General features: G+C 65.1%; 6 protein-coding genes and 1 riboswitch. Of the genes, 2 read left to right on the forward strand and 4 right to left on the reverse strand.

Features of this window, described 5'->3' with window-relative positions:
- Window positions 1-70 precede the first annotated feature (70 nt).
- Entirely contained in the window at window positions 71-646 is a 576-nt protein-coding gene (locus tag AC1D00_RS24445) for a 6,7-dimethyl-8-ribityllumazine synthase (RefSeq protein ID WP_477012416.1), read from the reverse strand.
- Between the two features lie 76 nt (window positions 647-722).
- A riboswitch (FMN riboswitch) is annotated at window positions 723-898 on the reverse strand.
- 464 nt (window positions 899-1,362) lie between these two features.
- Here AC1D00_RS24445 and AC1D00_RS24450 point away from each other — a divergent pair.
- A complete protein-coding gene (locus AC1D00_RS24450; protein WP_477012417.1) occupies window positions 1,363-1,863 on the forward strand; it encodes a type III secretion system chaperone family protein in 501 nt (166 codons plus the stop codon).
- Window positions 1,864-2,017: 154 nt separating this feature from the next.
- Window positions 2,018-2,890, forward strand: a complete 873-nt coding sequence (gene proC, locus AC1D00_RS24455; protein ID WP_209312089.1) for a pyrroline-5-carboxylate reductase — start codon at window positions 2,018-2,020, stop codon at window positions 2,888-2,890.
- A gap of 127 nt (window positions 2,891-3,017) precedes the next feature.
- Here proC and AC1D00_RS24460 read toward each other — a convergent pair whose 3' ends face one another.
- The 3 genes from AC1D00_RS24460 to hisS all read right to left on the reverse strand — a co-directional run bounded on the left by AC1D00_RS24460 (window position 3,018) and on the right by hisS (window position 5,450).
- The gene (locus AC1D00_RS24460) at window positions 3,018-3,413 is read right to left on the reverse strand and encodes a thioesterase family protein (RefSeq protein ID WP_477012418.1); all 396 of its coding nucleotides are present in this window, start codon (window positions 3,411-3,413) and stop codon (window positions 3,018-3,020) included.
- Window positions 3,414-3,607: 194 nt separating this feature from the next.
- Complete coding sequence (locus AC1D00_RS24465) at window positions 3,608-3,874, reverse strand: tautomerase family protein (protein WP_156936966.1); 267 nt, start codon at window positions 3,872-3,874, stop codon at window positions 3,608-3,610.
- A 55-nt stretch (window positions 3,875-3,929) separates the two neighbouring features.
- Window positions 3,930-5,450: a histidine--tRNA ligase gene (gene hisS / locus AC1D00_RS24470; protein WP_477012419.1), complete on the reverse strand. Its 1,521-nt coding sequence runs from the start codon at window positions 5,448-5,450 to the stop codon at window positions 3,930-3,932.
- Between the last annotated feature and the right edge of the window lie 63 nt (window positions 5,451-5,513).

Genomic DNA, 5,513 nt, shown 5'->3' on the forward strand with positions numbered 1-5,513 from the left:
GAGTAGCCCCTCATCCTTTGAGACGCGCTGCGCGCTCCCAGGGATGAGGGGTGATGGTCGTTACGCTGCGTTACGCAATTCCCGCCGCGACCTGGCCGCGCAAGCGCTCCAGACCGAGCAGCGTGTTGGCGCAGGCTTCTGCGACCTCGACGCCCTTGATCGCGAAATGCCTGCGAAAGAAATCGTAGTGCACTTCGGTCTCATGGAATTGCTGCGGCGTCAGGACCGCGGAGAACACCGGCACCTCGGTGCGGAGCTGCACGTCCATCAGCGCCTTGATCACGGTGTCGGCGACGAACTCGTGCCGATAGATGCCGCCGTCGACGACGAGGCCGGCCGCGACGATCGCGGTGTAGCGCCGCGTCTTGGCGAGGATCTGCGCGTGCAGCGGGATCTCGAACGAGCCCGGCACCTCGAACACGTCGACATGGGTGAGGTGACGCGCCTCGGCCTCCTTCATGAAGGCGATGCGGGCTTCCTCGACCACGTCGCGGTGCCAGCAGGCCTGCACGAAGGCCACCCGCTGCGGTTTTGCAAAACGCGGATGCTCGATGGTCGGCGGGTCCACGGGAACCGGCGGCTTGGTTGTCTCGGCAGTTTCAGCTTGGGAAGTTTGGACTTGGGGATCTTGCAACATCTGATTCATGGCTTTCCTCAGTTAAGGACCAGAATCAGGGCACACGGAACGACAAGCAGCCGCACCTTGCGATGCGTCTGCCACCGACCGTTCTCTTTCATCCGGACTTTAACCGTCGGCTTCGGAGTTGCACCGAATCTGCTGACCCTTCCCTTCGGATAAAATCCCTTTTCAGGGCAAATCCTGGGGAAGGCGCTCGCGGGCTTGGGCCTTTCGGCCCTTACCGCCGGTGGGGACTTCCACCCCGCCCTGAGAACTTATCCACCCGATATGGGTGGACTATTTCGAATTATGACGAACCGGGAGACGGCCAGCAAGAACCTTCCTTATGGGTACTACGCATGTGCCTATGACGTCAGAGCGAAACTCTGCGAAAATCCTGCGGGGCGGACTTCGAACAGGGCGGGACCGATCCGGACCCGCAAGGAGGGCACCGGCACATGGAACGCAGCAGGCGCCGGCCGATCCGATTCCGGTTTGTTCTCCTCCGTTAAGAATTGTGGCGGAGATGAGCTGTGGACGAACGAGTCCTGACTTGTGGACGGACTCGGCAGCCAGTTGCGCAGATTCCGCAAATCACATCAGTTGATCCGCGACAAGCCCGCGCTGATCCCGGGATCGCGAGAGCGACGCCAAGGGGATCGCCTTAGCAATATTAAGGGAGCGCGCGCCGGACCAACCGCGTGCGTATCAAAGACAACAAGAAGGCAAGAGGTCGAGACGGCATGTCCCTGYTCGAAGGCGCTATCGATTCCCGAAGTCATCCGCTCGCGGTGGTCGAGGATATCGCTGCCAGCAACAACTGGCCGTTCGAACGCTCCGGCGAAGACGAACTCACGATTGTCTCGAAGGGACAATGGACCGACTACCAGCTCTCCTTCACCTGGATGGGCGGGATCGAGGCGCTGCATCTGGCCTGCGCGTTCGACATGAAGATTCCGGTCGCGCGGCGGAGCGAAGTGCAGCGGCTCGTTGCCGCCGTCAACGAGCAGTTGTGGGTCGGCCATTTCGACCTGTGGACCAACACCGGCATGGTCATGCACCGCCAGGCCCTGGTGCTGCCGGGCGGACTGACCGCCTCGACCGCGCAATGCGAAGCCATGCTCGCCGGCGCCATCCACGCCTGCGAGCGCTACTTCCCGGCGTTCCAGTTCGTGGTGTGGGCCGGCAAGACCACGACGGAAGCGATGGACGCGGCGATGTTCGATACGGTTGGAGAGGCGTAAGGTTCTCGTGACGTAGGGAGCCGCCGCTCCCTCCCCACCGTCGTCCCGGCCTAGTGCGCAATTGCGCACGGGGGCCAGGACCCATACCGCGTGATATCGCTTGGGGCACGCGGCTTGTTGCCAACACCTGCATCCACTAGAAACATTCGTGGTTATGGGTCCCGGCCTTCGCCGGGACGACACCGAATTTGTGGTGACCACAGTGGCGAACAGCACCCTTCAAAACATCACCGGCACAATCCTTCTCGCCGGCGCCGGCAAGATGGGCGGCGCGATGCTGACCGGCTGGCTGGCGGGCGGGCTCGATCCGCGCCGTGTCGCGGTGGTCGACCCGCATATCACGCCCGAGATCAGCGCGCTTGCCGCCAAGGGCGTGGCGCTCAATCCCGATGCGAAGGCGGCAGGCCAGGTCGAGACCATGGTCGTCGCGGTGAAGCCGCAGATGTTCCGCGAGGCCGGCGCGAAGCTGAAGTCCTTCGTCTCGGAGAAGACCTCCGTGGTCTCGATCATGGCGGGAACCACGATTGCCTCGCTCCAGGAGGTCTGCGGCGGCGCCGTGGTGCGCGCGATGCCGAACACGCCGGCCGCGATCGGCCGCGGCATCACGGTGGCGGTTGCGGCGAACAACGTCAGCGCCACGCAGCGCGCGGTCGCCGATGCGCTGCTGCGCGCCACCGGCTCGGTCGAATGGGTCGAGGATGAGAGCCTGATGGATGCGGTGACCGCGGTGTCCGGCTCGGGGCCGGCCTATGTGTTCCTGCTCGCCGAGGAACTTGCGCGCGCCGGTGTCGAAGCGGGATTGCCCGAGGCGCTGGCGACGAAGCTCGCGCGCGAAACCGTCGCCGGCTCGGGCGAGCTGCTGCATCAATCCGAGCTTCCCTCCGGCACGCTGCGCCAGAACGTCACCTCGCCCGGCGGCACCACGGCCGCAGCGCTCGGTGTGCTGATGGGTGAGCCCGGCCTGCGCGACCTGATGATCCGCGCGATTGCGGCCGCAACGCAGCGGTCGAGGGAATTGGCGAAGTAGCAAGCCCTCATGGTGAGGAGGCGMGTCAGCGCCGTCTCGAACCATGCAGGCCCGGCTCTCGCCCGCGGCCATCCTTCGAGACGACCGCTTCGCGGTCTCCTCAGGATGAGGTCAGAGCGAGCGGCAGCTACGCAGCCCCGAGGCGCTTGTTGAACATCTCGACATTGACGAGCCCGCGCGCGTGGCGGCCCTCGCCGAGCTTGCGCGTGCCCTCGAACGCCTCGACCTCGAAACGGATGACGCGGCGCTCGACCGCGACCACCTTCGCGGTGGCCCGCACCGTCGCGCCGACGAGGGCGGCGGCGAGATGGCGGATGTCGACCTCGGTGCCGACGGTGACCCAGCCCGGCTGAAGCGCAGAGCGGATCGCGTCGCCCGCGGTCATCTCCATCTCGAGGATCATCATCGGCGTCGCATAGACAAAAGGCATGCCGGGCACGAAATGTCCGACCGTGCGCTCCACCGGGACCACCAGCGTGCGCTCCGCGCTCATGCCTGTCGTGATGAAGTCGCGTGCGTCCATGGTGCCTCAAACTCCGCTGTCGTCCCGGACAAGCGAAGCGCAGATCCGGGACCCATAGCCACAGGGAGTAGCTTGGCGAAGACTCGTAGTTAGCAGCTCGCCCACAACCGCTCCCTGTGGTTATGGGTCCCCGCGTTCGCGGGGACGACAGTTGTGATTGCTGCTGCGACTGTGGCTACCCGCGCCGGCCGAAACTACTTCTTCGCAGCCGCCGCGCGCTCCACGAAGGTCTTGCCGCCCTTCATCTTGTGGCGGAGCGGGGCTTCGTTGATCTGGATGACGACGGCATCGGCGTCGACGCCGAGATTCTTCACCAGTGCCTGCGTGATGTCGCGCATCATGCCGGCCTTCTGCTCGTCGGTGCGGCCTTCGGCCATGCTGACGGTGATCTCAGGCATCGTTCTCTCCCTGCTGCTGTCGTCATGATCGGGCTTGTCCCGATCATTCAAAGTCGTGTGCATCAAACAGGACGTGGGTGCCCGGGACAAGCCCGGGCATCAGGTGATGCGCGAATGGCTAGCCCCAGCTCACGTCATGGCGCGCCAGCACCTCGCGCACCTTGGCGACGAGGTCGGCTTCGCTGCACGAGAACTGCGCCGGGCGGCTCTCGCGCCATTCCTGGTTGGAGGCAATGGCGGCGGCCGCTTTGGCGCCCTCGATCAGATCCTTGATCTGCAGCTCGCCGCGCGCCTTTTCATCGGAGCCCTGGATGATCACGCAGGGGCTGTTGCGACGGTCGGCATATTTGAGCTGGTTGCCCATGTTCTTGGGATTGCCGAGATAGAGCTCGGCGCGGATGCCGGCGGTGCGCAAGGACGCGACCATCTTCTGGTAGTCGGCGACGCGGTCGCGGTCGAACACGGTGACGACGACGGGACCGAACTCGGGCCGCGTGTCGAGCTTGCCGAGCAGCGTCAGCGCGGCCTGGAGACGGGAGACGCCAATCGAGAAACCGGTCGCCGGCACCGGCTCGCCGCGGAAGCGCGAGACGAGACCGTCATAGCGGCCACCGCCGCCGACGGAGCCGAAGCGCACCGGGCGGCCCTTCTCGTCCTTGGTGTCGAGCAGGAGTTCGACCTCGTAGACGGGGCCGGTGTAGTATTCGAGGCCGCGCACGACGGAGGGGTCGATCCTGATGCGGTCCGCGCCATAGCCCGACGCCGTGACCAGCTTGGCGATCTCTTCCAGCTCGCTCACGCCGGCCTGACCAACTTCGGTCTTGGCGAGGTAAGTTTCCGCCGCGGCAATGGCCTCTTTCCAATCGTCGCGCGGTTTGGTGATGGCGAGAACAACGTCAGCCTCGGCCGCGCTCAAATTGGCGCCCTTCGTGRAGTCGCCCTTGCCCTCTTCGCCACCATCCCATCTGCCGGGACCGAGCAATTTGCGCACCTCGTCGGCGGGAAACTTGTCGAGCTTGTCGATTGCGCGCAGCACAGTCAGTCTGCGTGCGGCATTCTCGTCACCAGCGAGCCCGATTGCTTCCAGAACACCGTCGAGCACTTTTCGGTTGTTGACCTTCACCACGTACTGGCCGCGCTGAACGCCGAGCGCCTCCATCGTGTCCGCGGCCATCATGCAGATCTCGGCATCCGCCGCCGGCGTTGCCGAGCCGACCGTATCGGCATCGAACTGCATGAACTGGCGGAAGCGGCCGGGGCCGGGCTTCTCGTTGCGGAAGACGTAGCCGACGCGGTAGCTGCGGTAGGGCAAGACCAGAGCATCGGTCCCGTAGCGCTCGCCGACATAGCGGGCGAGCGGCGCGGTCAGATCGTAGCGCAAGCTAATCCACTGCTCGTCGTCGTCCTGGAACGAGAACACGCCCTCGTTCGGGCGATCCTGGTCGGGCAGGAACTTGCCGAGCGCGTCGGTGTATTCCATCGCCGGCGTCTCCACCGGCTCGAACCCGTAGAGCTCGYAGACGGCGCGGATCTTCTCGACCATCTCGCGCGTCGCCCGGATCGCGGCGGGATCACGGTCCTCGAGCCCGCGCGGCAGACGCGCCTTCAGTTTCTGGGGTTTTTTGGGTTTCTCGGCCATGCGCGGCGTTTACCAGCCGACGCGCGAGGCGGCAACCGGTCTTGCCCTCTCCCCTTGTGGGAG

Source organism: Bradyrhizobium sp. P2_E8 (genome assembly GCF_056403875.1).

What these genes read in the sequence shown, in the direction of transcription:
- AC1D00_RS24445 (WP_477012416.1), bottom strand. Translation starts at nt 646, where the DNA reads ATGAATCAGATGTTGCAAGATCCCCAAGTCCAAACTTCCCAAGCTGAA.
- AC1D00_RS24460 (WP_477012418.1), bottom strand. Translation starts at nt 3,413, where the DNA reads ATGGACGCACGCGACTTCATCACGACAGGCATGAGCGCGGAGCGCACG.
- proC (WP_209312089.1), top strand. Translation starts at nt 2,018, where the DNA reads ATGGGTCCCGGCCTTCGCCGGGACGACACCGAATTTGTGGTGACCACA.
- AC1D00_RS24465 (WP_156936966.1), bottom strand. Translation starts at nt 3,874, where the DNA reads ATGCACACGACTTTGAATGATCGGGACAAGCCCGATCATGACGACAGC.